Below are 23755 nucleotides of genomic sequence, written 5' to 3' on the forward strand. Positions count from 1 at the left end.
GTCCGCGCGTGGCCCCGGGCCTGCCGGTCAGCGGCGTTCGACCAGCTCCAGGGCCCGCTCCCAGCCGAAGTCCGGCCGTCCACCGTCCTCCCCCGGCTCTCCCGCGTACGGCTCACCGAACCGCACGCCCATCCCTCGCAGCCGTTCGAGGCTGTCCCGGTAGGCGGGGTGGGCGGCCAGAGCGTCCGCCACGCACGGCAGGACGGCGATCGGCACCCCGAGCCCCGCGGCCTCGCACAGGGTGCCCAGAGCGAGGGTGTCGGCGATGCCGGCCGCCCACTTGTTGACGGTGTTGAAGGTGGCGGGGGCGACCACCACGGCATCGGGCGCCGGGAAGGGGCGCGGCTCGCCGGGCGTGCGCCAGGCGGAGCGTATGCGGCGACCCGTCCGGGCCTCGACGGCGGTGGTGTCGAAGAAGCCGTTCATGGCGACGGGCGTCGCGATGACTCCCACCTCCCACTGCCGTTCCTGCGCGGCGGTGATCAGCTTCCCGAGGTCCGCGGCGACGCCGGCGGCGCAGACGACGACGTAGAGGAAGGGCTTGCGGGCGGCCTGTTCGATCATCCCGGAACCCTAGCGACTGTCCCGGGCTCACCGGACCGGGAAGGTGCCGGCGCCTTCCGGCTCCGGCCGGACCGCGCTCGTCGAACTCCTCCTCCCTGTCTGCAGCTGACAACGATCGTTCCCCCCGAACGGCGCGACACCCGTCGGCGCGCGCCACCGACGGCGGGCCTTTCCAGGAGCCGCCGCGCCCGAGTCCGGGGCGCGCGAGGCGGCCCGGCGGCTCCTGAGTGCCGGGGTGGATCCGGGTGGTCAGCTCACCGTCTCGGACACGGTGATGGCGCCGACCGGGCAGGCGCGGGCCGCCTCCCGCAGCAGCGGACTGCCACTGTCCTCGCCGCCCGGCAGCAGCATGCTGTAGCCCTCGTCGTCCTGGGTGAACACGTCCGGGGCGGTCAGGGCGCACTGCCCCGCGCCGATGCAGAGGTCCTTGTCGATGTCGATGTGCATGGGTGCGCGGGCCCTCACCAGGTCACGGGGAGTTCCAGCATCCCCTGGACCGTGTCGCCCGGCTTGAACGGGATCTCATCGGCCGGGGCGGCCAGGCGCAGACCGGGCAGCCTAGCGAAGAGGCTGTGCAGGGCGATCTCCAGCTCGGCGCGGGCGAGGTTCTGGCCGAGGCACTGGTGGATGCCGAAGCCGAACGCGACGTGATGACGGGCCGGGCGGCTCCAGTCCAGCGTGTCCGGATCGGGGTAGACCGTCTCGTCGCGGTTGATGACGGAGGTCGCGAAGACCACGCCCTCACCCTTGCGAATGGTCGTCCCCGCCACCTCGATGTCCTCGACGGCCAGGCGCAGCATGCCGTCCGCGATCGACAGCAGCCTCATCAGCTCCTCGACCGCGGCAGGCAGCAGCCGCGGGTCCGCGCGCAGCTCGGCGAGCCGCTCGGGGTGCTGGAGCAGGGTGAACGTGCCGAGCGAGATCATGTTCGCGGTCGTCTCGTGGCCCGCGACCAGCAGGATGAGGGCCATGGCGATCAGACCCTCGCGGTCGAGGTCGCCCTCGCGCAGCTGCCGGTGGACCAGGTCGTCCAGCAGGCCGGTACCCGCATCCCGCTGCTTGCGGTCGATCAGTTCGCCGAAGTACGTCTCCAGCCGGTCACGGGCGTCGAGGACGTCGGCGGTCTCCGGGCCGCGCAGCAGCCGCCGGGACTGGGTCTCGAAGAAGTCGTGGTCGGTGTAGGGGACGCCGAGCAGGGCGCAGATCACCATGGACGGCAGGGGCAGCGCGAAAGCGCTCACCAGGTCCGCGGGCGGCCCCTGGGCGATCATCGCGTCGAGCCGTTCGTCCACGATCTGCTGGATGCGTGGCCGGAGTTCGACGGCCCGCTTGAGGGTGAAGTCCCCGACGACCATCCGCCGCTGGACGCGGTGCTCGGGGTCGTCGACGCCCAGCAGGGCCGTTCTGCGGTTGCGGATCCCGGCGAAGCGCTGGGTGGGGGCGGGGAAGCCGGGGCGGTCGCGGTTGGACGACAGGCGCGGGTCGGCCAGCAGGGCGCGGGCGGTGGCGTGCCCGCTCACGAGCCAGGCCTCGCGGCCGTCGAAGAGGGTGATCCGGGTCAGGGGCCGTTCGGTGCGCAGCGCGTCGTAGGCGGCGGGCGGGTGGTAGGGGCAGGTCCGGCTCTGGGGGAAGGCGACGGGTGCGGTCGTTTCCGTCATTTAGACCTCGCAGACGAGTAGTGCGTCGTGCCGCCCGCCATTAGATGCCCAAGGCATCTAATGGTGCGACGCGAAGTTCGGCCAGATCACCGGCGCCGGCAACTTGGCCGGGGAACGTCGTCCTCGCGTTCGAACGACGGCGGCGGGAGGCGTGCGGTGCCCGGGCCCGCGCCAGAGCCCGCGCGCGAGGGCCCGCGCGAAAACCGGTTGTCGGCACGGCCGGGCAGGCCGCAGGATCCGGCCATGCCTACGTTCACTGTTCTCCTGCCGCTGCCCGCCGCCTCTGCCGCGCGCCGACAGCAGCAGTCCGGCCGCCGCGGAGGACCGACACCGGCCCGGTCATGACGGCCGCGCTCGTCGCGGGGCTGCTCGCCGGGTACGGCATCGCCGTACCGGTGGGCGCCGTCGGGACCTACCTCGTCTCCCTCACCGCCCGGACCACCTTGCGTACCGGCGTCTGCGCCGCGCTGGGCGTCGCCACCGCCGACGGTCTCTACGCCCTCGCGGCCACCCTCGGAGGAACGGCCCTGGCCTCCGCGCTGCGTCCCGTGCTCGGGCCGCTGCGGTGGGTCTGTGTGCTGGTCCTGCTCGCGCTGGCGGCACGGGGCGCGGTCACCGCGGTGCGCGAGTACCGCGGCCACCGGCTCGCCACCCGGTCGGCCCCGGCTCCCCCGAGCCCGGTCCGGGCCTATCTGGGCCTGCTGGGCATCACGCTGCTGAACCCCACCACCGTCATCTACTTCGCCGCGCTCGTGCTCGGTTCCCGGGCCACGGGACCGGCCGGTCCCGTGGAACAGGGCGTGTTCGTCGCGGCCGCCCTCGCCGCCTCCGCGAGCTGGCAGGTGCTGCTCGCCGGGAGCGGGGCCCTGCTGGGCCGGGCGCTGACCGGCCGCCGGGGGCGGCTGGCGACGGCATGGGTGGCGAGCGGGGTGATGACGGCGCTGGCGGTGCGGATGGCGCTCGCGCCGGGATGAGATGCGCATCCGGGCGGATGTCCGCGGGTGCGGATGATTTCCCCGGGGCACGGTTGTTGACAGCAGACGGCGACAAGCCGCAAACGCGACGATGGGACGGATGTCATGCCGCTCGAAGGCGAATACGAACCCAGCCCGACGCAGTGGGTGCGCAAGCAGGTGGAGCTGTACGAGAGCTCCGGCGGTACGGAGGGGACGACCCTGCAGGGCTCGAAGATGCCGGTCGTCGTCCTGACCTCGCGGGGCGCCAGGAGCGGGAAACTGCGCAAGACACCGGTGATGCGGGTGGAACACGAGGGGCGCTACGCCGCGGTGGCCTCCCTCGGCGGGTCGCCCAAGCACCCCGTGTGGTACTTCAACCTGCGGGCCGACCCGCACGTGGAGCTCCAGGACGGTCCGGTGAAGCGGGACATGACCGCCCGTGAGGTCACGGGTGAGGAGAAGGCGGCCTGGTGGGAACGAGCCGTCGCGGCGTATCCGGCGTACGCCGACTACCAGAAGAAGACGGACCGGGACATTCCGGTCTTCGTCCTGGAGCCGGCCGAAGAGGGCTGACAGCGGGCCGGCTGCCCGGTGCGGGCAGCCGGCGGAAAAATCTTCCGCCCCGTGAGTGTGAACCCGCCGCGCCGGGGCACGCGAGGTTCAGGCCCCGCCGCGCTCCCCCGTCGCGGCGGGGCTTTCCGCTGCCTCGCGGGCGGGACGGTCGGTCACGTCGAGGAAGATCTGGTCGGCCTCGGGCACCGTCCGGGCGATGGACCGCTTGATGCGCACGGCGACCTCCTCGACACGCTCGCTGTCCAGGCCGGGCACCAGGTCGACCCGGGCGGCCACCAGGGCCGTGTCGAGTCCGGTCTTCATCGTGAACAGCGCTTCCACGCTGTCGATCTCGGGCTGTGCGCGCAGCAGCGCGCATATGCGCCCGCTGGACTCGGGATCGGCCGCCTCGCCGATCAGCTGGTCGCGGGCTTCGCGGCCCAGCCGGAAGGCCACGTAGACCAGCAGCGCCCCGATCGCGATCGAGGCGGACGCCTCCCACACCGCCTGACCGGTGACCATGTGCAGAGCCATGCCCACCATGGCCAGGGTGACGCCGAGCACGGCGGTGCCGTCCTCGGCGACGACCGTCCGCAGAGCCGGGTCGCGCAGCCCGGCGCTCGCGCCGCCCTGCCGTCGCACCTGGTAGAGCGCCCGTACCAGCGAAGCGCCTTCCGCCAGGAGGGCGACACCCAACACGATCAGGCCCGCCACATAACCGCTGAGCTCCTCCTCCGTCTCGCTCGTCAGAGCCTCGAAGCCCTGGAAGAACGAGAAGCAGCCGCCCATGACGAAGATCCCGACGGCCGCGAGGAGCGACCAGAAGAACCGCTCCTTGCCGTAGCCGAAGGGATGACGCCGGTCGGCGGGGCGTCGGCTGCGGCGCAGTGCCGCGAGCAGGAACACCTCGTTCAGGCTGTCGGCCACCGAGTGGGCCGCTTCGGACAGCAGGGCCGGTGACCCCGCAACCAGGCCGCCGATGGCCTTGGCCACCGCGATCACCAGATTGGCCGCGAGCGCCACCAGCACGGTGACGCGTGTCTTGTGATCACTTCCTTCATCAGTCACCTCCGCCGATTGCCCCGGTCGGGGGTACTCACACCGTGCCGTCCACGGAAAACGGGGAACGCGTTCACCAGGGCCCACGCAAGGCAGAGGAGGTCACCCCCATGAGCCGCGACGACGGCGACGACGGCAACACCGGCTACGGAAGGAGGGCGTTCAAACGGTCCAAGGCACACTTCGCGGACCGGATCACCGCGGACGGCCGGGACGGCTGGCCGGTGGAGGCCGGCCGCTACCGTCTGGTCGTCAGCCGTGCCTGCCCGTGGGCGAGCCGGTCCCTGGTCTCCCGGCGGCTGCTCGGCCTGGAGGACGCCCTGTCCCTGGCCGTCGCCGACCCGATCCAGGACGACCGCAGTTGGCGCTTCACGCTGGACGAGGACGGCCGCGACCCGGTTCTCGGCATCCGCTACCTCAGCGAGGCCTACGACCGCCGGGAGAGCGACTACCCGGGCGGTGTCAGCGTGCCGGCGATCGTGGAGGTGTCCAGCGGCCGGCTGGTGACCAACGACTACCAGCAGCTCACCCTCGACCTCGCGACCGAGTGGACGGCCCTGCACCGGGAGGGCGCGCCCGACCTGTACCCGGCCGCGCTGCGCGACGAGATCGACGAGGTCATGGCGGACGTCTACGAGGACGTCAACAACGGCGTCTACCGGGCGGGCTTCGCCACCGGGCAGGAGGAGTACGAGGCCGCCTGCGCCGGGGTCTTCCGGCGGCTGGAGCTGCTCGCGGGGCGGCTGGAGCGGCAGCGGTACCTCGTCGGCGACACGATCACCGAGGCGGACATCCGGTTGTTCACCACACTGGTCCGCTTCGACGCGGTCTACCACGGCCACTTCAAGTGCAACCGCTGGAAGCTGACGGAGAACCGGGTGCTGTGGGGTTACATCCGCGACCTGTACCAGACGCCGGGATTCGGCGACACCGTCGACTTCGACCACATCAAGCGTCACTACTACCAGGTGCACACGGGCATCAATCCGACCCGCATCGTGCCGCTGGGCCCTGACCTGGCCGGCTGGCTGACCCCGCATCACCGCGAGGAGCTGGGCGGCCGGCCGTTCGGTGACGGCACACCGCCCGGGCCCGTCCGCCCCGAGGAGCGGATCCCGGCGGCGCACACTCCCTGACCACCCTCACCCCCTCAGCTACCAAGGAGTTCCCGTGGCAAAGAAGAAGAAGATGTCCCTCGCGTACCAGCCGCTCGGATTCGTGCTCGGCTGGTCGGGCGGCTGGCTGGCAGGGCTCGCCTTCCGCAAGACGTGGATGGCGATCCGGCACGAGGAGGACGCGCCCGACGCGCTGGACAAGGACCGCGGCTGGGGCGAGGTCCTGCTGGCCGCCGCGATCCAGGGCGCCATCTTCGCGGTGGTGCGCAGCGCCGTGGACCGCGCGGGCGCCAAGGCCATCGAGCGTTCGACCGGCACGTGGCCGGTCGGCGAGAAGGGCGGCCGGGACTGACACAGCCACACGGCCCCGTCCGGCGGTTGCCGGGCGGGGCCGAGCGCGCCACCCGAGCAGGGCCGGCCGGTCGAGGGCCTCGGGCGGCTTCCGGACCGCGCCAGATCCCAGCCGACCGGCGGGGCCGGCCGGACGGGGCCCTTCAAGGCGTCGCGCGGCCTTCTGAGGGCCGGTCGAGGGCGTCCCACGGCTGCGGACAGCCGCCGGCCCTGCTTGGATGCCGTCGGCCGGTCAGCCCTGCTTGGGTGCCGTCGGTGCGGTGCGGCGCAGCGTGAAGGAGTGGCCGGCCGGATCGGCGTAGCCGCGTTCCTCAAGGGGGCCCGAGGGCTCCTTGGCCTCCAGGGGCCGGCCGCCGAGGCTGATGACGCGGCGTTCCACCGCGTCGAGATCGTCCACCACGAACTCCAGGTGGGCCTGGAGCGAGTTCTCGGGACGCGGCCAGCTGGGCGGGGTCGCGTTGACGTCCCGGCGCAGGGCGATACGGAAACCGTCGGCGCTCTTGATCTCCACCCGGTTGGCGGTGGCGTCCGACTCCTCCCCTTCCAGCAGTTCCTTGTAGAACACGGCGAGCTTCTCGGGCTCGGCACAGTCGAGCACGAGGACCCCCGCTTTCACCAGTGCCATGTCTCCTCCGCAGGATCGCGGCCGCGGGGCGGTCGTGCCCCACGGCCCTCTCCTGTGCGGATATCCCGGTCCGGCCGATTCAGTCGGTCTTCAACCACCGTCCGTCGCGCATGAGTTCGCGACCGTCGAGTTCGTCGGCCTCCCGCCAGGCCTGCACCCGCCGCGGCACGACACGGAAGTAGAGGTACGGCGTGGCGAGGGCGCGGGGGTCGAACCCGGTCTTGGCGGCGAAGAGCTCGGCGTCCTGCTCGGTCAGCTCGCCCGGCTGGACCGTCTCGACGGCACCCTCGACCATGACGACGTCGCGGGTCGGCCCGATGCCCACGCGGGCCCGGCCGGACGCGGCCAGGTTCCGACCGGTGGGGCTCGACGCGGGCGTGGCGAACAGCAGGTACGAGCCGTTCCAGAGGAAGGACAGCGGGACGAGGTACGGCGTCCCCGACGCGCCGTCGGCCGTGGCGACCCAGGCGTCCACGTCGTGGTCCAGCCGGTGCAGGGTGTCCTTCACGCGCTGCTCAGCGCTGCGTACGGGTGCGGACGTCGTCATCGGTGCGCTCCTGAGGAGTCGTCGGACAGAGCGAGTCCAGTGTGCCGCCGGTCGGCCGCGGAGGCCCGGCGGACGCGACACGCCGGATGAGGGACGAGGGAGTGTACGCAGCTCAAGAGGCTTGAGCAGTAACGGACGTCACGGTCCGGTCCCGCGTGGATCAATGACGCGATGGGCAGATTGGTTCCGCTTCAACTTTCGTGCCACGAACCCCGGTTCGAGCAGATGGGCGCTCACCCCGGCCGCCCACCCGCGGAGGCGGGGCGATTCGTGCTGCCGTGACCACAGCTCAAAGGGAGACCCGTGTGAAACCTCGAGTCGTAGGCGGTGGTCCGGAGACGTCCACCGACACCTTCCTCCCGGCCCGGCCGAGCGCCCGGCTCCAGTCCGCGGAGGCGGGAAACGCCCTGGCCCGTCTCTTCGCGGAACATGCACAACCGTGCACGGAGGAGCACCGAGCTTCCGAGAACGCCGCGCAGCAGCGGCTGGACACACTCGTATCCCCTCACTCCAGGACCACGTTGCGTGTCGAGGGAGCCCTCCGTCTGGCGCCGCGCGCGTTCCTCCCGCCCGACGAGGCGGGCTCTGCCAGACTGCAGCGGCTGGACGCCGGCCTGCGCGTGATCGGAGCGGCCTTCCCCCAGGTCAGCACCGATATCGAGCTCTGCCGACTGACCTGCGCGATGCTGGAAGGGGCCTGGCGGAGCCGAGCACTCGCCCCGCCGCGCGAGGAGGAGCGGGCCACCGGGTGCGACTGCGCGCTGTGCCGCCGGCTGCCCACGCCCCCCGACCGCACGACGGCTGACTACGGCTGGCGGCAGAGCGCCGGTCGTCCCCTCACCGTCAAGACCTGGCCTCACCGCAGGGAACTCGACAGCGTTCTGACCGGTGGATGGGTCCTGGCCCGGGTGTTGAACGACTTCGAACGGGACCTCGGCTACCGCCACCGCTTCGAGGACGACATCCTGCTCTTCCATGAGTACAAGCGCGTGATCGACACCATAGACACCGCGCACCTCACCCAGCTCATCGAAGGCCGCCTGGCCGAGGACTTCAGCACCAACACCGCGCGGGCCCTGGTCTGCGGCCTGTACGCGGCCCACAAACGATCCGTGGACGAGTACTGGCTCCAGCAGCACCACGCGGGCAGCGTCGAACTCCCCCAGACCAACCCGCTCGGTCAGAGCGCCTACTCCGTCCTGCAGATGATGGACTGCCTGTTCTGGCACGTCTCGCCCGACACAGAGCTCTGGCGGGAAGAGCACCTCGCCTCCCTGCTGCTGTGCCGCGTCGTCGACGACATGGTCGACGTACGGGCCGACGCCCTCACCGGCGAGATCAGCAACTTCTGGCTCGCGGACATGCCCTCCCACACCAAGGCCCTCTACGCTGCCGCCGCCATCGCCCTCATCAAGTACGGCTGCATGCCCGAGGCGCATTCCTCGATGTGGAACAGCTGGCTGATGCCCAGCACCATCGTCTGGCTGGGGCTCACGGGCCGCCACGCCCTGTGGTTCGACGGCATCCCCCAGGGCCTCCCCCCGGCCGAGGGGTGCACGCTGTGCGACCTTCAGCCCGACGCATGCACCGGCGTCCTCACCCACGGCACCACCCTCACCATCGCCCCGCGGGCCACCGCACCGGCTCTGGGCACCCACGCCGCCGAACTGTCCGCCCGCTGCCGGACCCAGTACCCCGGGACATGGCCTCTCTTCGACGCCGAGCTGCATGCCTTCGAAGCACTGCACGGCCCCTGGCACGGCAGCGTCGACAGCACCTGGGAGATCCTGCGCCGCACCTACATCGCCGCCGTGGAGGCGGCCGGCGCCGCACCGTCCACGGCCCGCGCTCGGGAGATCCAGCAGGACTCCGGCGCAGCCGGAGCCGAGTTCTTCCACACCCTGCAAGACCCCCGGACCGGGAGGGAGGACATCGCGCTGCTCGCCTACATGTTCGGCTGCGCCCACCCGCATTTCCTCTGGAGCGCCACCGGATACCGGCCCTCGGACCTCGCGGGCGACTGGCTCGACGGCTGACGCCGCTGCCCGGCCGGCGGGGCCGGCCGGGCAGCGGCGTTCCGGGCCTATACGTCGAACTCGACCGGCAGGCTGTCCAGCAGGGACATCCATGTGGACGCGGTCGAGGTGAGCTCCTCGGGCGGCACGGCCAGGCGCAGGCCCGGCAGACGGTGCAGCAGGACGTCCACCGCGATCTCGATGACGGCCATGCCGATGTTCTGCCCCGGGCACTCGTGCGGGCCGGCGCCGAACGCCAGGTGCGCCTGGTTGCCGTGCACCGAGACACCCGATTCCGGCCGGACCTCGGGGTCGAGGTTGCCCGGGGCGAGACCGAGAACGAGCAGGTCGCCCTCCTCGATGCGGTGCCCGCCCAGTTCCACGTCGCCGACGGCGAAGCGCCCCGGCAGGACGGCCAGCGGCGGCGAGTTCCACATGGCCTCCTCCACCACCGCCGAGATGTTCAGCTGACCGCTGATCAGCCCGGAGAGCCGGGAGGCGTCGGTCAGGACAAGTTCCAGCACCCGGGCCAGCAGATTGGTCGTCACATGCGCGGCGATCAGCACCGCGCGCAGGTGGGAGACGACCTCGTCGTGGTCGAGGCCCGCGTGATGCTCCAGCAGGCCGGTGGCGAGGTCGGAGCCGGGTTCGGACCGCCTGCGCTCGGCGAGTTCACCGAGGATCTCTTTGATCACGCCGTCGTGCAGGACAGCGTCCTCGCCGCCTTTCATCACCTGGGCGCAGGACTCGACCAGGCGGCGCCCCTCCGCCTCGGCGAGCCCCAGAACGCGCGCGACCACGATCATCGGCATGATGTCGGCGTAGTCCGCCACCAGATCGGCGCGGCCGGAGTCCGCGAACGTGTCGATCTGCTTGTTGGCGAAGCGCATGGCGTGGCGGCGGACACCGCGGCCGGCGGCGGACTGCAGCGCGTCGTTGACGGCACGGCGCAGTCGGCGGTGTGCCTCGCCGTCCTGGGACACGCAGTCGGGGCGCCAGGCCAGCATCGGAACGAGCGGAGAGTCGTCCGCGACCCGGCCCTCCCGCAGGTCACGCCAGGTCCGCGCGTCCCGGGGGAACTGGAGGGGGTTCTCGAGCACGCGCCGGCTGTCCCGGTAGCCCAGAACCAGCCAGGCGGGGATGTCGCCCTCCAGCAGCACCGGTGCGACCGAGCCGTGTTCCTTGCGCAGCCGTTCGTAGATGCCCCCGGGGTCGGTCGCGGCCTCGGGCCCGTACAGCCGGGTGAGGTCGCTTCCGTGGTGGGCCACGGGGCAGCCGCGGACCTGGGAGGAGTGTTCGGTCTGATCGTTCATCGGGGCTCCATGGCCACGGCGGAGCGTTCTTTCAGATGGTGGATCAGGGCGACGAGGACGTCCCGGCTGGAGGCGCGGTCGCGGGCGTCGAAGGCCACGACCGGGGTGTGCTCGGGGATGTCCAGGGCGTCGCGGATCTCCTCGACCGGGTAGTTCCGGGAGTCGGGGAACACGTTGAGCGCGACGACGAAGGGGACTTCCTGCCGCTCCATCTCCTCGATCGCACGGAAACTGGACTCCAGCCGGCGCGTGTCCACCAGGACGATCGCGCCGAGCGCGCCCTTGAACAGGCCGTTCCACAGGAACCAGAACCGCTCCTGCCCGGGTGTGCCGAACAGGTACAGCACCAGGCTCTCGTTGATGCCGATCTTGCCGAAGTCCAGGCTGACGGTGGTCTGCGTCTTGTCGGCGACACCGATGAGGTGGTCGACGTCGACGCTGGCCTGGGTGAGGGTCTCCTCGGTGGTGAGCGGCTTGATGTCGCTGACCGACCGGACCATGGTGGTCTTCCCGGTGCCGAACCCGCCGGCGATCATCACCTTCACCGAGCGGGTGTCCCCGGCCGAGCCACCGGGTTGGTCAAAGCCTTTCAAGTCCACTGAGTACCTCCTCAAGGAGCGCGAGGTCGGGCCCGCGGCCGGCTTCGTGGGCCGGGATGGGGTCACGGGCTTCGACGCGACCTGCGTCCAGCAGGTCCGACAGCAGCACCGCGAGAATGTTGAAGGGGAGCCCGAGGTGAGCGCCGAGTTCGGCGACCGACAGCGGGTCGCGGCAGCGGCGGAGGATCTCCTCGTGCTCGTGCTGCATGCCCGGTAACGGGGCGGCGCGGGCGACGACCAGGGTCGCCACGTCGAGGCTCGACGCCGAACCGCCCGGTCCGCTGCGTCCTCCGGTGAGGACGTAGTAGCGCTCGAGACCGGACGGGTCCGACGGTCTGCGGGGAGCACTCATCCAGAGTGCTCCTCCAGGCGCGGAGTGGTGCCGAGGAGCTCACCCATCCTGCGGGCCAGGTCCCTCATCTGATGTCCCAGCAGCCCCTGGTCGAGGCCTTCCCGGGCGAGGACACCGAGGTACGTCTCCACACCGGCGCGCACGACGAACAGGTGCCCCCCGTCCACCTCGATCATCGCCAGGCGCAACTGCCCGGCGTACTTGGGGAACTGCTCGGCGACCGGCTGGGCCAGCGCCTGCAGACCGGCCACCACGGCCGCGAAGCGGTCGACGTCGTCGGGGTCTTCGGCGCCGTAGGAGGTGATGGCCTTGCCGTCGCTGGAGGCCACGAGGGCGAAACGGATCTCCTGGATGCTCTCGACGAGATCGCGGAGCGCCCAGCTCACGTCGGTTCCTTGTTGCGTCATGAGGACTAGTCGCTCTCTTCGGTGCGGTGCTCGGTGGGCTCGCCGCCGGCGAGGGTGTCGCGGTCGTCGGCCGGCTCGGAGGCCTTTGCCGCGTCGCGTCCGGCGGTGGCGAAGGCGGCGAGTCCCGAGAAGGACGCGTCCGGCGGGACGGCGGCGACGGTCGCCCGGTCGCTTCGCTCGGCCGGTCTGGGCGCCTCCGTCTCGTTCCGCTTGCTGCGGCGCCGGGGAAGTCCGCCGGGTGTGGTCTCCCCGGTCTCGGCCCGGGCGGCCCGTTGCTCGGGCACGGTGGCGCTCTCGCGGACCGGGGCGGCGGTGGCGCGGGCCTGCGGGGCGGGCGCGGCCGCGGTGGGCGTGGCCGTGGGCAGCGGACTGAAGTACTTGTGCGGGACCACGACCACCACCGAGGTGCCGAGCCACGGGGAGTCCGCGAAGGTGACCCGGATGCCGTAGCGGCGGGCGAGGGCGCCGACGACGCGCAGGCCGATGTTGGCGTCCTCGGTGATGCCGCCGAGGCCCGCGCCGGGCGCGGTGCCCGCGAGGGCGTGCTCGGCTTCGCGCTTCTTCTCCTCGCTCAGGCCCTTGCCGGAGTCCTGGATCTCGATGCCGACGCCGTTGGGCACCTCCTTGCCGGAGATGAGCACCGGCTCGGTGGGCGGCGAGTAGCGGGCCGCGTTGTCGAGGAGGTGGGCCAGGATCAGCGTCAGGTGGTCGACGAGGCCACCGTCGACGCCCAGTTCGGGCAGGTGGCGCACCTGGATCCGGTGGAAGTCCTTGATGCGGCCGATGCCGCCGCGCACCACGCTCAGCAGCCGCTGCGGTTCCTGCCACTGCCGGCCGGGCCGGTCGGAGCCGCCGAGCACACCGATGCTCGCGGCGAGCGAGTCGGCGGGGCCGAGTTCCTGGTCGAGCTCCATCAGGCCCCGGGCGACGGCGGGCAGCCGGCCGTGCTCGCCCTGCATCTCGTGCAGCCGGCCGCGGAGCTTGCTGGTCAGGACGTGGATACGGTTGCCGATGCTGATCACGGCCTGCTCTGCGGAGGTGGAGCGGTCGAATTCCGCCTCCAGGCCGATCAGGGAGGTGCGGAGCAGCTTGCGCAGTTCGGCCTGGAGTTCCGAACTGACCTTGGCGCACTGGTTGACGGTGGGCAGCAGGTCATCGATGGCGTCGCCGGCGCGCAGTTTCGCCATCGCGTCGGGCAGCTGTTCGTCGGCGAGCCGGGCGACCGCGGCGAGCTGGTGGGAGAGCTGCTCCTGCCAGACCTCGGCCTGCTCAGCCAGCCGTTCCTCGTAGGCCCTGGACCGGTCGGCGAGCTGCGCTTCGAACGTGGCGCTCTGGTCGGCGAGCTGCGACTCGTAGCCGGCGCTCTGGTCGGCCAGGCGCCGCTCGTAGGCCGCGTTCTGCTCGTTGAGCTGGGATTCCAGGCCGGCGCGATCGGCGGAGAACTTGCGTTCCAGGCCCGCCACGTGCTGCTGCCACTGCATGGTGTGCTCGGCCTGCGTGGCGCGGAAGGAGCCCTCCGCCCGGTGCAGTTGGGCCCGGGTGCGCAGCAGCAGCCGTACGCACACGGCGCCGGCCGCCGTCGCTGCGATGCCGGCGACGGCCGTGGTTATTCGCTCCGAGCTCATGAACGTGGCGGCGACGGTCCCGCCTCCCAGGCCCAGCGGCATCAACCACCAGCTGTACCAGGCGACAGGGGCCCGCGCCGCCGGTGGCGGAGTGGCGAGTTCCATCTGCATCCTTCGAAGCAACACGAACGAACAGGGGGGGTGTGGACCGCACTCATGAGTACGCACCGCGGGTCGACCGGACGCGATCGCGTCAACTCGCAGCGCCGATCGGAACCTTATCGGGTTTGGACCCGAAAGGATCAATCTCGTCCCCCGGCCGGACGTGAGGGTTCCGTCACGCTCCGGCAGAGGGAAACAGATCGACAAATGGCTTTGCGGTCACCGGACTTGGGTGTATATCACGACCCTGTGCCGTTCGTGGAGCGTCACCTCGAGCCGACGCCGTGGAAGTCAGCGTGCGGTCTGGAAGGTGCGACGGTAGGCCTGCGGGGAGACGCCGATCGCCGCGTGCAGGTGCTGACGCAGGGAGGCGCCGGTCGCGAAGCCGACCCGGCCAGCGATCTGATCAACCGTCAGATCACTGGATTCCAGCAGGTGCCGGGCCCGGACCACGCGTTGCTGGATCAGCCAGCGGCCCGGGCTGAGACCCACCTCGCCCTGGAAGCGGCGGGCGAAGGTACGCCGGCTCATCCGCGCGTGGCCGGAGAGGTCGGCCAGGGTGAGCGGCTCGTCGAGGCGCTCCAGTGCCCAGGCCCGGGTGGCCGCGGTGCTCGCGGCGCCCTGCTCGGGGACGGGCTGCTCGATGTACTGGGCCTGGCCGCCGTCCCTGAAGGGCGGGACGACGCAGCGGCGGGCGACGCTGTTGGCCAGCCGGCTGCCGTGGTCCTTGCGGACGAGGTGCAGGCACACGTCCACGCCGGAGGCGGCCCCGGCGGAGGTCAGGAACGGGTGGTCGTCGACGAACAGGACGTCCGGATCGAGGTCGACGCGCGGGAACATCCGCCGGAAGTGGTCGGCGACCTGCCAGTGGGTGGTCGCCCGGCGACCGTCGAGGAGACCCGCGGCCGCGAGGACGAAGGCGCCGGTGCAGATGGAGACGACGCGGGTGCCGGGCCGGATGAGCGCGAGCGCGGCCAGGACGTCCCCGGACACCTCGTCGGCCAGACGGTCGGGGGCCACGGGCGCGATCACGACCGTGCCCGCCGTGGCCAGGACCTCGGGGCCGTGCTCGACGGTGACACCGAAGTCCGCGTTGGTGCGCACCGGGCGGCCGTCGACCGAGCAGGTGAGGACCTCGTACCGGCCGTCGGCCGCACCGAGGATCCGGCTCGGGATGCCCAGCTCGAAGGGGTACACCCCGTCCAGGGCCAGGACCACCACTCGTTCACGTCGCATGGCACGATCGTATCGAATGTTGGCAATCTTGCCATTGGCGCGGGGGCTGCGGACGGGCACGCTGGTTGACCATGAGCACACAGAACACGATGCGAGCCATCAGCCAGGACGTCCTCGGCGGCCCCGAGGTCCTGAAGGAAGTGGAGATCGAGCGCCCGGTACCCAAGCCCAACGAGGTACTGGTCCGGGTGCGGGCCGCCGGGGTCAACCCGACCGACTGGAAGCACCGCGCCAACGGCGGGTTCCTGGGCGAACCGCCCTTCGTGCTCGGCTGGGACGTCTCCGGGGTGGTGGAGGCGGTCGGTATCGGCGTCGTGGCCTTCGCACCCGGTGACGAGGTCTTCGGCATGCTGCCCTACCCCTACGGGCACGGCTCGCACGCCGAATTCGTCATCGCCCCGGTCCGCGCCCTGGCCCGCAAGCCGGCCGGCGTCGACCACACCCAGGCGGGCGCGCTGCCGCTGGTCTCGCTCACCGCCTGGCAGGCACTGACCGAACACGCGGGCCTCCGGCCCGGGCAGCGGGTGCTGGTCCACGCAGCGGCCGGCGGGGTCGGACACGTGGCGGTGCAGATCGCCAAGGCGCGCGGCGCCTACGTGATCGGCACGGCGAGTGCGGGCAAGCACGCGTTCCTGCGCGACATCGGCGTCGACGAGACGATCGACTACCGCGAGACGGACTTCACCGAGGCCGTGAAGGACGCCGATGTCGTCCTCGACACGATCGGCGGCGACAACGCCCTGCGTTCGCTGCGCGTGCTGCGCCCCGGCGGTGTCCTGGTCTCGATCCTCCCGGGCGGCTCGGACGAGCTCTACGAGGAGGCCGAGCGGCTCGGTGTGCGGGCGCTGCGGATGCTGGTGGACGCCGACCGCAGTGGCATGGAGGCGGTCGCGGAGCTGGTGGAGACGGGGAAGCTGCGTGCCACGATCGCCGGGACCTTCCCGCTGGCCGAGGCCGCCGCGGCACACGCCCTCGGCGACACCGGCCGTACGACGGGGAAGCTGGTGCTGCTGAACGACTGAGCCGGCGTCGCGGGCGGTCTCAGAACGTCAGGACCGGCTTGATCGTCTTGCCGGACCTCATGTCCTGGACCGCCCGGCCGATGTCCGCGAAGGGGTAGGTGGCGATCAGGCGGTGCAGCGGGAGCCGTCCGTCCTTCACCAGGGCGACCAGCGCCGGGATCATGGTCTGCGTCTCGCTGTCGCCGAGGGTGAGGCCTACGACGCGCTTACCGCCGAGGAGGCCGTTGACGTCGAGGGAGACCTCGGTACCGAAGGGCGGGGCGCCCACCACGACCAGGGTGCCGCGGGCGGCGAGCGCGTCGACGCCCTGGCGCAGGACGCCGACGTTGCCGGTGGTCTCCACGACCCCGTCGGCGCCCTGTCCCCCGGTGATCCCGTCGAGGGCCGCGGCGAGGTCGGTGCCGCTCGTGTCGACGGTGTGGGTGGCGCCCAGCTCCTTCGCCATGGCGAGGCGTTCGGCGACCCGGTCGACGGCGACGATCCTGGTGGCCGGGGTGAGCGCCGCCGCCATCACCGCCGACAGACCGACCGCTCCGGCGCCCAGCACGACGACCGTGCCGCCGGTCTCCGGCCGCAGGACGTTCCACACGGCCCCGACGCCGGTCTGGACGCCGCAGCCCAGCGGGGCGATCGACTCCAGCGGCACCTCCGGGTCGACCTTGACGAGGCTGCGCTCGTCCGCGAGCGCCCTCTCGGCGAAGGAGGACTGGCCGAAGAAGTGGCCGCCCAGGGACTCGCCGTCCCGGCTGATGGTGCTGGTGCCGTCGGCCCGGCTGCCGCCGAGGAGGTTCAGCGGCAACCAGGTCGCGCAGTACGCGGGGTGTCCGCCGCGGCAGTTGCGGCAGTCGCCGCAGGAGGTGAAGGAGAGCAGGACGTGGTCGCCCGGCGTGATGCCGGTGACGGCGGGGCCGACGGCCTCGACGACGCCCGCCCCCTCGTGGCCCAGCACACCGGGCAGCGGGAACGGCAGCCCGCCGCTCGCCACCCCCAGGTCGGTGTGGCACAGGCCGGTGGCGGCCATGCGGACCAGCGCCTCGTGCGGTCCGGGCTCATCGAGGACGACCTCGGAGAGGGTGAAGGGCGCGCCGCCGGACTCGACGACCGCGGCACGGGTGGTGAGGGGCATCGCGATGACTCCTTGACGGTCTCAGTCGAGCGAGACGACGACGGACTTGACCTTGGTGTAACCGGCGAGGGCCTCGGGCCCGTACTCGCGGCCGTGGCCGGAGTCCTTCACCCCGCCGAAGGGCACCGCCGGGTCGAGCATCGCCCAGTCGTTGACCCAGACGATGCCCGCCTGGAGCCGGCCGGCCACCCGGTGGGCGCGGGCGAGGTTGCCGGTCTGGACACCCGAGGCCAGGCCGTAGGGGGTGGAGTTGGCCAGGGCGACGGCCTCGTCCTCGTCGTCGAAGGGCTGCACGGTGAGGACCGGGCCGAAGATCTCCTCCTGGATCACGCGGGAGTCGTTCGCCAGGCCGGCGAGGACGGTGGGCCGGTAGTAGTAGCCGCCGTCCAGGTCGAGCCGCTCGCCGCCGCAGACGACGCGGGCGCCCTCCTTGCGGGCCAGGGCGACGTACTCCTCGACCTTCCTCAGGTGCTTCTCGGCCGCCATCGGGCCGACGACCGTGGCCGGGTCGCGCGGATCGCCGACCGGCACACCGGGCACGGCCTCGGCGAGGATGCCGAGCAGGGCCGGATACACGGAGCGGGCCACCAGCAGACGCGGGCCGCCCATGCAGAACTGGCCGGTGTTGAAGACGAAGCCCTTGATGACCGCGCCGACCGCCTTCTCCAGGTCGGCGTCCTCGAAGACGATGTGGGCGGCGTTCCCGCCGAGTTCCATGGTGACGGGCTTGAGCGCCTCACCGGCGACACTCGCCACGTGCCGGCCGATCGCGGTGGAGCCGGTGAAGGCGACCTTGTCGACGCCTCGGTGCCGCAGCAGTGCCTCGCCCGCCACCGGGCCACTGCCGGTGACGACGTTGACCACGCCGTCGGGGACTCCCGCCTCCTGGAGGAGCCGGGCCATGTACAGGGCGCTGAGCGGGGTCTCGTCGGCGGGCTTGTGGACGACGGTGTTGCCGGCGGCCAGCGCCGGGGCGATCTTCGAACCGGCCAGGATCAGGGGGAAGTTGAACGGGGTGATCGCGGCCACCACGCCGAGGGGTTCGCGCTTGGTGTAGGCCAGTGCGTTCATGGGGAGGTCGCGCAGGGCGCCGTCCTGGCTCTGGGCGAGATGGGCGTAGTACTCGTAGTCGTTGGCCGCGTTGGTGACGTCGACCGCGCCGCACAGCGTGATCGGCTTGCCGACGTCCAGGCTCTCCAGCGCGGCGAGTTCGACGGCGTTGTCCCGGATCAGCTGGGCGACGCGCTGCAGGACCCGGCCCCGCTCGCGGCCGCTCAGACCGGACCAGGCGCCGTCGTCGAAGGCCTCCCGGGCGGCGCGTACGGCCGCGTCGACGTCGGCGGCACCGGCCTCGGCGACGGTGGTGACGACCGTCCCCCGGGACGGATCGATCACCTCGGTGCGTGCCCCGTCGGCGGCCTCGCGCCATCGTCCCCCGATGAACAGCTTCCCGGGTGTGCTCTCGAAGGCGGTCATCGCCACTCCTCAGCGCCGTCGCCGTGTTCTGACAAGTTCAACAAACAGGATTCCTGTCTGTCCGCAGTCTCATGAGAGACAGGAATCCTGTCAATGCTCTAACCTGCCTCCATGCTGGACGCACAGGTGACCAAGGCACCCCCTTCCCTGCTCTACATGGTCAAGCAGGTGGAGCTCGTCGTCCGCTCCCACCTGGACGAGCTGGTCAGACCCTCCGGCATCACCGCTCTTCAGTACACGGCCCTGACCGTGCTGGAACGGCACGACGGACTGTCCGCGGCCCAGCTGGCGCGCGACTCCTTCGTCACCGCCCAGTCCATCGCGGACCTGGTCCGCTCCCTGGAAGGCCGCGGACTGGTGCGCCGGGAGCGCAATCCCCGCAACCGCCGGGAGCTGCTGATCCTGCTCACCGACTCCGGCCGCGAGGTGCTCGCCCGGCACTCCGGGCCGGTCCGGGAGCTGGAGGAGCGGATGGTGCGCGACCTCACCGCACGCCAGGCCGAGCAGTTCCGCCGGGCGCTCACCCAGGCCTGGCACGCCCTGTCGTAGCCCCGCCGGGCCGTCTCGGCGCGCCCTCTGAACCACACCCGCGCACGCCCCGGCGCGAACCTCGGCCAACTCGGCGGGAATTCAAAGACATATGTCAATCGAACATGCTCAAATTCACTCGTTGGAGGGTAACTTGCAGGGCGGGGAACGGTGTTGAGGCCGTAGCCCCTTCCCACGCACGGAGCAGGCTGGAGGCGATCTCGTCGTGCGGCAGGAACCTGCACCGCTCACCCGGCATCTGCGCGTGCGCCGGGAACGGGGACACACGGTGCTGGAGTTCCGCGGCGAGATCGATCTCGCCGCGGCCGCGGAGATCGCACCGCACCTGGACCGGGAGACAGGCCGCCCGGCCGCCCGGGTCGTCATCGACCTCGGCCGGATCGACTTCTTCGACTGCTCCGGGCTGCGGCTGCTGTACCGCGCCCGCAGCCGGGTGCTCGAACGGCGAGGCCAGGTGGTCCTGGTCTGCGCGCACCCGCTGACGCTGCGCGTCCTGCGGATCACCGGCCTGTCCCGGCTGCTGCCTCCGCAGCCCACGCTGGAGGCGGCGCTGGAGCGGCCTGAGCCGACGCCCCGTCCCTGACGGTTCTGCGCCCCGCGCACCTCGGCCGGGGTCTCGCCCACTCGAACTCGGCGGTCTGGCCGGGGGGTGGGGCGGGCATCCGGTCAGTAGGAAGGAGGGCCGTCGCATGACGACTCCCGTCAAGCGCCACCCCGCGCGCATGCCCGGCTGGGCGAAAGTGGTGACCGCGCTCGTGCTGCTGCTCGTCGTGTTCTTCGCCGGGCTCCGGCTGAGCGTGATCCCGGGCCTGAAGGACCTGTTCGGCACCGAGACCCAGGACCGGTCCGGCCCCGCGCTGCTGAAGTCCATCCAGGACATCAGCCGCTACGACGCCGCCTCCGGCAACTTCCAGGTCGTCGTGGACCTGGAGAAGGACGCCAAGCTTCTGCCCGACGCGATCCGCGGCACCCGCACCCTGTACGTCGGCGCGGGCACCGTCGACGCCTACGTCGACCTGGGCAAGGTCGGCGAGAACGACGTGCGGGTCAACGACGACCGCACGTCCGCCACGCTGCGGCTGCCCCACGCGCAACTGGGCAAGCCCGCCCTCGACCCGGACCGCTCCTACGCGGTCTCCAAGCAACGCGGTCTCTTCGACCGTCTCGGCGACCTCTTCTCGGACAACCCCAACGGAGAGCAGGCCGTGCAGAAGCTCGCGGTGCGGCACATCGGCGACGCGGCGAAGGAGAGCGAGCTGACCGCACGCGCCGAGGCGAACACCACCGGCATGCTCGAAGGCCTGCTGCGCTCCCTGGGCTTCAAGGAGGTGCGCGTGTCGTACGGGCGCTGACCGGTTTCCGGGCGCGTGCCATGGGGGGCGTGCCCGGGCCGAAGGCGGGGCAACCGAGGGTGGGAGCGGTCCCGGGCGACACCGTCCGGGACCGAGTCCTGGAACGCCCCCCCCACGGCATCCTCGGCGCGCCCGGGGGTAACCGCCCTGTCACGCAGGGAAATTGAAGAGTGGAGGACCCCCATGGCCAGTACTGCCTCACGTCCCCGGACCGCCGGGTCCGGGAGCGAGCGACGCCCGCTCCCGTGGCCCGTCCGGTTGCTGGCGATGCTGTGCGCGTTCGCGTTCATGGTCGCCTTCGCCGTGGTGCTGGCCCGGCTGACCCTGCAGCCCTCGCCCGCCTCGGAGGCGCTGACCCACACCAATCTGCAACCGGGCGACTCCCTGAAGGCCTATCTCGACCAGCCCGAACTGCGGGACGCGTTCAAGCAGATCGGCGGCAACATCCTGCTCGGCATTCCCTTCGGCGTCCTGGTGCCCGTCGTCGCCCCCCGCACCCGTGGCATCCTGCGCGTCCTGCTCCTGACCGCGATCGTGATGCTCCTGGTGGAGTTCGCCCAGGGGGCCCTGGTCACCGGCCGCGCCTTCGACATCGACGACGTCATCCTCAACACGACGGGCGCGCTCATCGGCTACCTGCTCCTGGGGCGCCGCCTCAGCCGGGCCGTCCACGCACGCAAGCCCCGCCCGGGCCGGGCGGAGCGGAAGCCGTCCGGCGAGGTCTAGGGCCTGTCGTTCGGATCATGCCGGCGTCGCGGGGCGCTCGGGTCGGCCGAGAGGCGCAGTCACTCTCAGCCGACCTGATCCAAACGACAGGCCCTGGCGGCACACGCCGCGTGCGGCACTAGTGCACGGACCAGGTGAACTTGTCTCCGCCCACCCACCGGACCACGTCCGGATCGTCCATGTCGTGCACGGGGATGCCGTACGCGGCCGCGGCCGCCAGCACGTCGGTGACGGCCCGGGCCTCCCCGACCACCTGGCCGTCGATCTGCACGATCCGGAACGGCGGTGTGCCCGGCTGCACGCCGAGCACGAGGATCCGCGGGTGCGAAATGTACGGGCTCGCGCTTTCGGTCATGCATCGAGCCTAGAACGCGACCGGCGCCGGCGCGGTTCCAGGACGCGCGCCGGACGGTCCGGCCGCTCAGGGGCGGCGCCAGTCGTCGCCGGGCAGGTGGGAACCGGCCTGCGGACCCATCCGCAGCATGCCGCCGTCGACACTCCAGGACGCGCCGGTGACGTACGAGGCGTCCGGGCCGGCGAGGAAGGCGATGACCGCCGCGACCTCGCGGGCGTCACCGGGCCGGCCGAGCGGGATGCCCGGGCGGCTCTCGGTGTGCGGGTCGGTGTCCTCCTGCCCGGTCATGGGTGTGGAGATCTCGCCCGGGGCGACGGCGTTGACGGTGATGCGGTGCTCGGCCAGTTCGAGTGCCATCACCTGGGTGAGCAGCCCGAGCCCGCCCTTGGCCGCGCAGTAGGGCGCCGCGCCCACCCGGGGCTGGTGCTCGTGGACGGACGTGACGTTGATGATCCGGCCGCCCTCTCCGTGCCCGATCATGTGCCGGGCCGCCTTCTGCCCGCACAGGAAGGGCCCCACGAGATCTACGTCGAGGACCTCGCGCACGTCGGACAGCTCCAGGTCGAGGAAGGGTGTCATGGTGCCGGTGCCGGCGTTGTTGACCAGCACGTCGATACGCCCGAGCCGCTCGCACAGGTCGTCGACGGTGTCGGCGGCGTCGGGCAGCCGGGTGAGGTCCATCCGGGCGACCTCGGCCCGCTGCCCGTGCGCACGCACCTCGTCGGCCGTCTCCTGCGCCCCCTTGCGGTCGGAGTGATACGTGATGCCGACGTCCATGCCCGCCCGCGCCAGGTGGACCGCGGTGGCGCGGCCGATGCCGGAGTCGGCGCCGGTGATCACGGCGACTTTGCTGGTGGGCGCGGTGGTGTCGGGCATGGCAGGTCTCCTCGTCGAGGGGTGGGGGCGAGGCATCGCAGTACCCGGGGGCACACCGGGCAAACCGGCCGCCCGTCGTGCGGCCCGCCGGGCGCTGGGCAACCCTTGAGGTGGAGGTGGCGATGGATCCCGTCGAGGCACTGGACCGGATCGCCTTTCTGCTGGAGCGGTCCCTGGCACCGACCTACCGCGTGCGCGCCTTCCGTACGGCGGCCCGCGTACTGAAGGACCTGGGCGGGGACGAGATGCGCCGGCGGGCGGCGGACGGCTCGCTGGAGAAGCTCAAGGGCGTCGGCCCGAAGACCGCCCAGGTGGTGCGGGAGGCGCTGGCCGGCGAGGTCCCCGGCTATCTGGACACGCTGGAGCGCGAGGCGGAGGAACAGCCCGCCTTGCGGGGCGGGGAGCAGTTGCGGGCGCTGCTGCGCGGGGACTGCCATCTGCACTCCGACTGGTCGGACGGCGGCAGTCCGATCGAGGAGATGGGGCGGGCCGCCGCCGAGCTGGGCCACGACTGGGCGGCGCTGACCGACCACTCCCCGCGGCTGACGGTGGCACGCGGGCTGTCGCCCGAGCGGCTGCGGGAGCAACTGGACGTGGTGGCGGAGCTGAACGAGACCTGGGCGCCGTTCCGGCTGCTGACCGGCATCGAGTGCGACATCCTCGAGGACGGCACGCTCGACCAGGAGCCGGAGCTGCTGGACCGGCTCGACGTGGTGGTGGTGTCGGTGCACTCCAAGCTGCGCATGGACGCGAGGTCGATGACCCGGCGGATGGTGGCCGCCGTACGCGATCCGCACTCGGACGTGCTCGGGCACTGCACGGGGCGGCTGGTGACCGGGCGGGGGCGGCCCGAGTCGGAGTTCGACGCCGACGAGGTGTTCGCCGCGCTCGCGGAGACGGGCACGGCCCTGGAGATCAACAGCAGGCCGGAGCGGCTGGACCCGCCGCGGCGGCTGCTGCGCCGGGCCGTGGAGGCGGGGGTGCTGTTCTCCGTCGACACCGACGCGCACGCGCCGGGGCAGCTGGACTGGCAGATCAACGGGTGCGCGCGGGCGGAGGAGTGCGGGGTGCCGCCCGAGCGGGTGGTGACCACGTGGTCCCTCGACGAACTGCTGGCCTGGACCGGTGACCGGCGGCTGCCGTCCGGCGTGGCCGGCGGCTGACGTGGTACCCGCGCGGCCGGAGAGAAAGGGACTG

At 71.8% G+C, this 23755-nt stretch carries 27 protein-coding genes; 11 read left to right on the forward strand and 16 right to left on the reverse strand.

Annotated elements, in window-relative coordinates:
• Window positions 1-27 precede the first annotated feature (27 nt).
• The 3 genes from ADK65_RS27005 to ADK65_RS27015 all read right to left on the reverse strand — a co-directional run bounded on the left by ADK65_RS27005 (window position 28) and on the right by ADK65_RS27015 (window position 2222).
• On the reverse strand, window positions 28-564 hold the full coding sequence (locus ADK65_RS27005) for a flavoprotein (protein WP_053673529.1): 537 nt from the start codon (window positions 562-564) through the stop codon (window positions 28-30).
• Between the two features lie 249 nt (window positions 565-813).
• Window positions 814-1011: a ferredoxin gene (locus ADK65_RS27010; protein ID WP_053673531.1), complete on the reverse strand. Its 198-nt coding sequence runs from the start codon at window positions 1009-1011 to the stop codon at window positions 814-816.
• A gap of 14 nt (window positions 1012-1025) precedes the next feature.
• Window positions 1026-2222 carry a cytochrome P450 gene (locus ADK65_RS27015; RefSeq protein WP_053673533.1) on the reverse strand — a complete coding sequence of 399 codons (1197 nt, stop codon included), beginning with the start codon at window positions 2220-2222 and terminating at the stop codon, window positions 1026-1028.
• A 341-nt stretch (window positions 2223-2563) separates the two neighbouring features.
• Between ADK65_RS27015 and ADK65_RS27020 the strand changes: the two genes are divergently transcribed.
• Both ADK65_RS27020 and ADK65_RS27025 read left to right on the forward strand, forming a co-directional pair.
• Window positions 2564-3196 (forward strand): LysE/ArgO family amino acid transporter, encoded by a 633-nt coding sequence (locus ADK65_RS27020; protein WP_053673535.1) that lies wholly within the window; start codon window positions 2564-2566, stop codon window positions 3194-3196.
• Window positions 3197-3301: 105 nt separating this feature from the next.
• A complete protein-coding gene (locus ADK65_RS27025) occupies window positions 3302-3751 on the forward strand; it encodes a nitroreductase family deazaflavin-dependent oxidoreductase (protein ID WP_053673537.1) in 450 nt (149 codons plus the stop codon).
• 87 nt (window positions 3752-3838) lie between these two features.
• On the opposite strand, the gene ADK65_RS27030 is transcribed toward ADK65_RS27025, so the two are convergent.
• Window positions 3839-4798 carry a cation diffusion facilitator family transporter gene (locus ADK65_RS27030; protein ID WP_234352970.1) on the reverse strand — a complete coding sequence of 320 codons (960 nt, stop codon included), beginning with the start codon at window positions 4796-4798 and terminating at the stop codon, window positions 3839-3841.
• A 101-nt stretch (window positions 4799-4899) separates the two neighbouring features.
• Between ADK65_RS27030 and ADK65_RS27035 the strand changes: the two genes are divergently transcribed.
• Window positions 4900-5925, forward strand: coding sequence for a glutathione S-transferase family protein (locus ADK65_RS27035; RefSeq protein ID WP_053673541.1), 1026 nt, complete (start codon window positions 4900-4902; stop codon window positions 5923-5925).
• Window positions 5926-5959: 34 nt separating this feature from the next.
• The gene (locus ADK65_RS27040) at window positions 5960-6256 is read left to right on the forward strand and encodes a DUF4235 domain-containing protein (protein WP_031108703.1); all 297 of its coding nucleotides are present in this window, start codon (window positions 5960-5962) and stop codon (window positions 6254-6256) included.
• Window positions 6257-6487: 231 nt separating this feature from the next.
• Here ADK65_RS27040 and ADK65_RS27045 read toward each other — a convergent pair whose 3' ends face one another.
• A complete protein-coding gene (locus ADK65_RS27045) occupies window positions 6488-6880 on the reverse strand; it encodes a VOC family protein (RefSeq protein ID WP_030845174.1) in 393 nt (130 codons plus the stop codon).
• 79 nt (window positions 6881-6959) lie between these two features.
• On the reverse strand, window positions 6960-7427 hold the full coding sequence (locus ADK65_RS27050; protein ID WP_053673543.1) for a pyridoxamine 5'-phosphate oxidase family protein: 468 nt from the start codon (window positions 7425-7427) through the stop codon (window positions 6960-6962).
• Between the two features lie 305 nt (window positions 7428-7732).
• On the opposite strand from ADK65_RS27050, the gene ADK65_RS27055 reads away from it, so the two are divergent.
• Window positions 7733-9463, forward strand: a complete 1731-nt coding sequence (locus tag ADK65_RS27055; RefSeq protein WP_234352971.1) for a hypothetical protein — start codon at window positions 7733-7735, stop codon at window positions 9461-9463.
• A gap of 47 nt (window positions 9464-9510) precedes the next feature.
• On the opposite strand, the gene ADK65_RS27060 is transcribed toward ADK65_RS27055, so the two are convergent.
• The 6 genes from ADK65_RS27060 to ADK65_RS27085 all read right to left on the reverse strand — a co-directional run bounded on the left by ADK65_RS27060 (window position 9511) and on the right by ADK65_RS27085 (window position 15076).
• On the reverse strand, window positions 9511-10755 hold the full coding sequence (locus tag ADK65_RS27060) for a cytochrome P450 (RefSeq protein ID WP_053673545.1): 1245 nt from the start codon (window positions 10753-10755) through the stop codon (window positions 9511-9513).
• Entirely contained in the window at window positions 10752-11354 is a 603-nt protein-coding gene (locus ADK65_RS27065) for a GTP-binding protein (protein ID WP_053673547.1), read from the reverse strand. The genes ADK65_RS27060 and ADK65_RS27065 overlap by 4 nt, the downstream gene beginning before the upstream one ends.
• On the reverse strand, window positions 11335-11706 hold the full coding sequence (locus ADK65_RS27070; RefSeq protein ID WP_053673549.1) for a DUF742 domain-containing protein: 372 nt from the start codon (window positions 11704-11706) through the stop codon (window positions 11335-11337). Before ADK65_RS27070 ends, ADK65_RS27065 begins: the two co-directional genes overlap by 20 nt.
• Window positions 11703-12113: a roadblock/LC7 domain-containing protein gene (locus tag ADK65_RS27075; RefSeq protein ID WP_003994857.1), complete on the reverse strand. Its 411-nt coding sequence runs from the start codon at window positions 12111-12113 to the stop codon at window positions 11703-11705. The genes ADK65_RS27070 and ADK65_RS27075 overlap by 4 nt, the downstream gene beginning before the upstream one ends.
• 5 nt (window positions 12114-12118) lie before the next feature.
• Entirely contained in the window at window positions 12119-13843 is a 1725-nt protein-coding gene (locus tag ADK65_RS27080) for an ATP-binding protein (protein WP_053673551.1), read from the reverse strand.
• Window positions 13844-14131: 288 nt separating this feature from the next.
• Entirely contained in the window at window positions 14132-15076 is a 945-nt protein-coding gene (locus tag ADK65_RS27085) for a GlxA family transcriptional regulator (RefSeq protein WP_053673553.1), read from the reverse strand.
• A 71-nt stretch (window positions 15077-15147) separates the two neighbouring features.
• Here ADK65_RS27085 and ADK65_RS27090 point away from each other — a divergent pair, with 71 nt between their 5' ends.
• On the forward strand, window positions 15148-16098 hold the full coding sequence (locus tag ADK65_RS27090; protein WP_053673554.1) for an NADP-dependent oxidoreductase: 951 nt from the start codon (window positions 15148-15150) through the stop codon (window positions 16096-16098).
• 19 nt (window positions 16099-16117) lie between these two features.
• Here ADK65_RS27090 and ADK65_RS27095 read toward each other — a convergent pair whose 3' ends face one another.
• Together ADK65_RS27095 and ADK65_RS27100 are read right to left on the reverse strand one after the other, a co-directional pair.
• Entirely contained in the window at window positions 16118-17224 is a 1107-nt protein-coding gene (locus ADK65_RS27095) for an NAD(P)-dependent alcohol dehydrogenase (protein WP_053673556.1), read from the reverse strand.
• A 21-nt stretch (window positions 17225-17245) separates the two neighbouring features.
• The gene (locus tag ADK65_RS27100) at window positions 17246-18700 is read right to left on the reverse strand and encodes an aldehyde dehydrogenase family protein (protein ID WP_053673558.1); all 1455 of its coding nucleotides are present in this window, start codon (window positions 18698-18700) and stop codon (window positions 17246-17248) included.
• Window positions 18701-18811: 111 nt separating this feature from the next.
• Here ADK65_RS27100 and ADK65_RS27105 point away from each other — a divergent pair, with 111 nt between their 5' ends.
• The 4 genes from ADK65_RS27105 to ADK65_RS27120 all read left to right on the forward strand — a co-directional run bounded on the left by ADK65_RS27105 (window position 18812) and on the right by ADK65_RS27120 (window position 21327).
• Window positions 18812-19249 carry a MarR family winged helix-turn-helix transcriptional regulator gene (locus ADK65_RS27105; RefSeq protein WP_053673560.1) on the forward strand — a complete coding sequence of 146 codons (438 nt, stop codon included), beginning with the start codon at window positions 18812-18814 and terminating at the stop codon, window positions 19247-19249.
• Between the two features lie 205 nt (window positions 19250-19454).
• Entirely contained in the window at window positions 19455-19832 is a 378-nt protein-coding gene (locus ADK65_RS27110; RefSeq protein WP_053673562.1) for an anti-sigma factor antagonist, read from the forward strand.
• 106 nt (window positions 19833-19938) lie between these two features.
• Window positions 19939-20601, forward strand: a complete 663-nt coding sequence (locus ADK65_RS27115) for a DUF4230 domain-containing protein (protein ID WP_053673564.1) — start codon at window positions 19939-19941, stop codon at window positions 20599-20601.
• Window positions 20602-20784: 183 nt separating this feature from the next.
• Complete coding sequence (locus tag ADK65_RS27120; RefSeq protein WP_053673566.1) at window positions 20785-21327, forward strand: VanZ family protein; 543 nt, start codon at window positions 20785-20787, stop codon at window positions 21325-21327.
• Window positions 21328-21445: 118 nt separating this feature from the next.
• Here ADK65_RS27120 and ADK65_RS27125 read toward each other — a convergent pair whose 3' ends face one another.
• The gene (locus ADK65_RS27125; RefSeq protein ID WP_053673568.1) at window positions 21446-21682 is read right to left on the reverse strand and encodes a hypothetical protein; all 237 of its coding nucleotides are present in this window, start codon (window positions 21680-21682) and stop codon (window positions 21446-21448) included.
• A gap of 66 nt (window positions 21683-21748) precedes the next feature.
• The gene (locus tag ADK65_RS27130) at window positions 21749-22558 is read right to left on the reverse strand and encodes an SDR family oxidoreductase (RefSeq protein WP_053673570.1); all 810 of its coding nucleotides are present in this window, start codon (window positions 22556-22558) and stop codon (window positions 21749-21751) included.
• 122 nt (window positions 22559-22680) lie between these two features.
• Here ADK65_RS27130 and ADK65_RS27135 point away from each other — a divergent pair, with 122 nt between their 5' ends.
• Window positions 22681-23721, forward strand: coding sequence for a PHP domain-containing protein (locus ADK65_RS27135; protein ID WP_053673572.1), 1041 nt, complete (start codon window positions 22681-22683; stop codon window positions 23719-23721).
• Window positions 23722-23755 lie beyond the last annotated feature (34 nt).

Source organism: Streptomyces sp. NRRL B-1140, from assembly GCF_001280065.1.
Taxonomy (GTDB): Bacteria; Actinomycetota; Actinomycetes; order Streptomycetales; family Streptomycetaceae; genus Streptomyces.

Bases quoted from the DNA above. Each gene is read 5' to 3' on its own strand.
- ADK65_RS27015 (WP_053673533.1), bottom strand. From the start codon at position 2,222: ATGACGGAAACGACCGCACCCGTCGCCTTCCCCCAGAGCCGGACCTGC.
- ADK65_RS27025 (WP_053673537.1), top strand. From the start codon at position 3,302: ATGCCGCTCGAAGGCGAATACGAACCCAGCCCGACGCAGTGGGTGCGC.
- ADK65_RS27075 (WP_003994857.1), bottom strand. From the start codon at position 12,113: ATGACGCAACAAGGAACCGACGTGAGCTGGGCGCTCCGCGATCTCGTC.
- ADK65_RS27010 (WP_053673531.1), bottom strand. From the start codon at position 1,011: ATGCACATCGACATCGACAAGGACCTCTGCATCGGCGCGGGGCAGTGC.
- ADK65_RS27085 (WP_053673553.1), bottom strand. From the start codon at position 15,076: ATGCGACGTGAACGAGTGGTGGTCCTGGCCCTGGACGGGGTGTACCCC.
- ADK65_RS27080 (WP_053673551.1), bottom strand. From the start codon at position 13,843: ATGGAACTCGCCACTCCGCCACCGGCGGCGCGGGCCCCTGTCGCCTGG.
- ADK65_RS27090 (WP_053673554.1), top strand. From the start codon at position 15,148: ATGAGCACACAGAACACGATGCGAGCCATCAGCCAGGACGTCCTCGGC.
- ADK65_RS27095 (WP_053673556.1), bottom strand. From the start codon at position 17,224: ATGCCCCTCACCACCCGTGCCGCGGTCGTCGAGTCCGGCGGCGCGCCC.
- ADK65_RS27060 (WP_053673545.1), bottom strand. From the start codon at position 10,755: ATGAACGATCAGACCGAACACTCCTCCCAGGTCCGCGGCTGCCCCGTG.
- ADK65_RS27100 (WP_053673558.1), bottom strand. From the start codon at position 18,700: ATGACCGCCTTCGAGAGCACACCCGGGAAGCTGTTCATCGGGGGACGA.
- ADK65_RS27035 (WP_053673541.1), top strand. From the start codon at position 4,900: ATGAGCCGCGACGACGGCGACGACGGCAACACCGGCTACGGAAGGAGG.
- ADK65_RS27050 (WP_053673543.1), bottom strand. From the start codon at position 7,427: ATGACGACGTCCGCACCCGTACGCAGCGCTGAGCAGCGCGTGAAGGAC.
- ADK65_RS27135 (WP_053673572.1), top strand. From the start codon at position 22,681: ATGGATCCCGTCGAGGCACTGGACCGGATCGCCTTTCTGCTGGAGCGG.
- ADK65_RS27125 (WP_053673568.1), bottom strand. From the start codon at position 21,682: ATGACCGAAAGCGCGAGCCCGTACATTTCGCACCCGCGGATCCTCGTG.
- ADK65_RS27130 (WP_053673570.1), bottom strand. From the start codon at position 22,558: ATGCCCGACACCACCGCGCCCACCAGCAAAGTCGCCGTGATCACCGGC.
- ADK65_RS27070 (WP_053673549.1), bottom strand. From the start codon at position 11,706: ATGAGTGCTCCCCGCAGACCGTCGGACCCGTCCGGTCTCGAGCGCTAC.
- ADK65_RS27005 (WP_053673529.1), bottom strand. From the start codon at position 564: ATGATCGAACAGGCCGCCCGCAAGCCCTTCCTCTACGTCGTCGTCTGC.
- ADK65_RS27120 (WP_053673566.1), top strand. From the start codon at position 20,785: ATGGCCAGTACTGCCTCACGTCCCCGGACCGCCGGGTCCGGGAGCGAG.
- ADK65_RS27045 (WP_030845174.1), bottom strand. From the start codon at position 6,880: ATGGCACTGGTGAAAGCGGGGGTCCTCGTGCTCGACTGTGCCGAGCCC.
- ADK65_RS27020 (WP_053673535.1), top strand. From the start codon at position 2,564: ATGACGGCCGCGCTCGTCGCGGGGCTGCTCGCCGGGTACGGCATCGCC.
- ADK65_RS27105 (WP_053673560.1), top strand. From the start codon at position 18,812: ATGCTGGACGCACAGGTGACCAAGGCACCCCCTTCCCTGCTCTACATG.
- ADK65_RS27115 (WP_053673564.1), top strand. From the start codon at position 19,939: ATGACGACTCCCGTCAAGCGCCACCCCGCGCGCATGCCCGGCTGGGCG.